The organism is Bacteroidia bacterium, from assembly GCA_026932145.1.
In the GTDB taxonomy this organism is placed as follows: Bacteria; Bacteroidota; Bacteroidia; order J057; family JAIXKT01; genus JAIXKT01.
This window is the reverse complement of sequence record JAIXKT010000027.1, coordinates 1-3,097: the sequence shown is the minus strand read 5'-3', so window position 1 is coordinate 3,097 and position 3,097 is coordinate 1. Positions and strand designations below refer to the sequence as shown.

The 3,097-nt window shown below is 36.7% G+C and carries 2 protein-coding genes; both read left to right on the top strand.

Going from position 1 to position 3,097, the window contains the following annotated elements; translation table 11 throughout:
* Window positions 1–88: 88 nt before the first annotated feature.
* Window positions 89–1,033, top strand: a complete 945-nt coding sequence (locus LC115_07200) for a hypothetical protein (protein ID MCZ2356461.1) — start codon at window positions 89–91, stop codon at window positions 1,031–1,033.
* A 4-nt stretch (window positions 1,034–1,037) separates the two neighbouring features.
* The gene (locus tag LC115_07195) at window positions 1,038–3,092 is read left to right on the top strand and encodes an N-6 DNA methylase (GenBank protein MCZ2356460.1); all 2,055 of its coding nucleotides are present in this window, start codon (window positions 1,038–1,040) and stop codon (window positions 3,090–3,092) included.
* The last annotated feature ends 5 nt before the right edge of the window (window positions 3,093–3,097 follow it).

Sequence of the window (3,097 nt, the reverse complement as noted above, 5' to 3'; positions counted from 1 at the left end):
TAAAAACATCTTGATATGAAACTATGGCAACAGGCAGAACCGTAAGCGCAAGTTTCTTGACAGACTTAGACAAACAAGTTGTTGAACTTTGCGAAAAATAGCGGAAACAATATGCAACGCTATAAAAAACAAGAACTTACAAAAGGATTTCAAAAAACAATACGGCAAAATTTCCTATACTCGTAATGGCGGTTTTGGTTTAGGCGGCGGCAAATTGCAACGTGATGCCATTTGTGTAAGAGGCAGGCAAGGGAAAGCCCCGTTTTCCAATCGTAACTTGCGTTGGCATCCGCTTGTAGTAGCACATGAACCAGTATCGTTTGCCAAAGAAATTGAAAAAATAGAAATTGAAGGCGCAGACGAAAGCCAAGTTTTAGTTTTCTGCATCAAGGAAAATGGTAAATTAAAACCATACCCTGCCGACAAAGTTCACGAACTACCCGAAAGGTATGTTGCTTTACCTAAACATTGGCAACCTCACGTTGGAATACTTAAAAATTGGAATGATACGCTTTGGACGCAAAGCTCATGCGTAATTCCTGCCTTAGAGTGTTGCGATTGGCAAGATAGCGTAGAAAGCTATGCAGTCTTAGGCATTGCGGTAGCAGTAGATTTTTATAGCGTTGATTTTCAAGCAATTTACAAGCAGATTACATCTATTTTGCACAGCCAAACTATTCAAAAGAGTATTAGTTTGCCCACTAAATTCTTCCCTGTCTTCCCTACCCAAAAAGCAGAGTTTGTAAATTGCCCTGTTTGCCTTTGTCCTATTTCTTCACAGCCTGCCAATTTTGCGGAAAGAGAAAGACATACTACTTGGCAACCCGAATGGCGACCTTCTAAAAAAGGCGAGGGCGAAGATGCAAGCGTACAGGTAATGCACGTTAATCCTCTCATTGACAAAGAAACAAGGCACAATGCTAAAAATGTTCGTTATGGGCATCGTTGGTGTAATGTCGCCATGACAGACCACTCGCTTGACGAAACGCTTGACTTTATGGAATTTATCGTTAAAGCTCACAACCGAATATAAGCCAATGGATTTATTTGTGTCGGCTGAAATTAATAAGCCGAAAAAACATATTTACAAGCAAAATCTTTCGCCTATCAACAACCTAAAAGTTATTTTTAGGGAGATACGAGATTATTTCGCAGGAAACGTAACAGGCATAACCAGAGATGAAAAAATCGCTCAAAATATTATGCGTTTACTTTTTTGTAAAATATATGATGAAAAATATACAGAAAACGAGCAGTTAGTCAATTTTGCAAATAGACCTAACGAAAATATACAAGAATTTCAAAAACGGATTTTCATACTGTTTGAAAATGTAAAAAACCAATATTCAGATATTTTTGAAAGTGAAGAAGAATTAGAAATTCAAGCAAGTGACTTATCTTTTATTGTGTCTAAGATGGAAGAGCATTCTATTTTAAACGCAGACAGAGATATTATTGCCGATGCTTTTGAAGAATTGATAGGTACTTCGTTTCGTGGTGGTGAAGGGCAATTTTTTACGCCTCGAAATATTGTGCAAATGATGATTGATGTTTTGCAACCAACATCTGGCGAAAGAATTATTGACCCCGCTTGCGGTTCGGGCGGATTTATTGCCCATATCTTGCAGCATTTAATTAAAAACAAAGCATCTAATTATTATATTTCAGGCATTGACAAAGATTTATTTTTATCCAAACTAGCCAAAATCTATTTGACTATTTTGGGCGAAAGCGAGTATCATATTTTTTGTGAAAATAGCCTTGAAGTCACTGCTTTGTGGAAGCCTGAAACACAACATCATATTCAATTGGGTACATTTGATTTGATTTTAGCAAATCCGCCTTTTGGGGCGAAAATTCCCGTAATTGGCGAAAATTTGTTGAAACAATACGAACTAGGGTATTTTTGGCAAGAGAGTACTATTCAAAACGGGACAGACCAAAACAACAGCAAATATCTGATAACTAAAGATTTAAGAGATAAGCAACCGCCGCAAATTTTGTTTGTTGAGCGTATCATACAACTTTTGAAAACCGGCGGAAGGGCAGGCATCGTTTTGCCCGAAGGTATTTTTGGTAATCCGTCAGACCGTTATGTTTGGGAATATGTAAAAAAATATTGCTCTATTTTAGGTATTGTTTCTCTTTCCCAAGAAACTTTCCAACCCAGCACGCACACCAAAACAAGCGTAGTATTTTTGGAGAAAAAACCAAATAACCGCAGCCAAGTTTTTATGGCAATCGCCAAAAATATAGGACACGACAAAAACGGAAAACCAACTTTTAAGTTTAATAAAGACGGTTCGTATATTTTTGATAAACAAGGCAATAAAATTCTTGATGACGAAACTCCCGAAATTGCTCAAAACTTTACAAAGTTTTTGAATGGAACTCTAGAAGAAAGCGTTTTAGGTTTTGCAGTGTCTACGGCAGAAACTGAAAATCATATTTATATTCCCGAAACCTACAAACCCGAAGTAAAGCAAACTCTTTTGCAAATCAAAAAAAGCGGTTTGTATGATTTGACAAGAGTGGGAGATTTGGCAGAAAAAGGCGTTTTACAAATCAAAAGAGGCAATGAAATAGGCTCAAAGTATTACGGAACAGGCGATATCCCTTTTGTAAGAACTACCGATATTGTAAATTGGGAAATTAAGGCAAATCCTATAAAATCGGTTGCAGAAGAAATTTATTGGCAGTACAAAGAACAACAAGACGTAAGAGAAAACGATATTTTATTTGTCAATGACGGCACATTTTTGATTGGCAGAAGCGCAATTTTAACCGAAAATGATAAGAAATGTATTATTCAAAGCCATTTGCGTAAAATTAGAGTTTTGCAAACAGACGGATTATATCCGTTTTATTTGTTCTATTTGCTCAACTCAAACATAGTACGGGAACAAGTAGAAATGCTTACTTTCGTACAAGCGACTCTCTCTACGTTGGGTAATAGAATTATGGATTTGCAGTTGCCTATACACAAAGACAAAAACGAAGTAGAGATAATTGGCAAAGAAGTGCGAGCCATAGTTATACTGAAAAAACAACTTAAAGAAAGAACTAACAAGTTGACAGACGACAGCTTGTAAAAAGG

Coding starts and splice junctions, on each gene's coding strand:
- LC115_07195 (MCZ2356460.1), top strand. CDS start 1,038: ATGGATTTATTTGTGTCGGCTGAAATTAATAAGCCGAAAAAACATATT.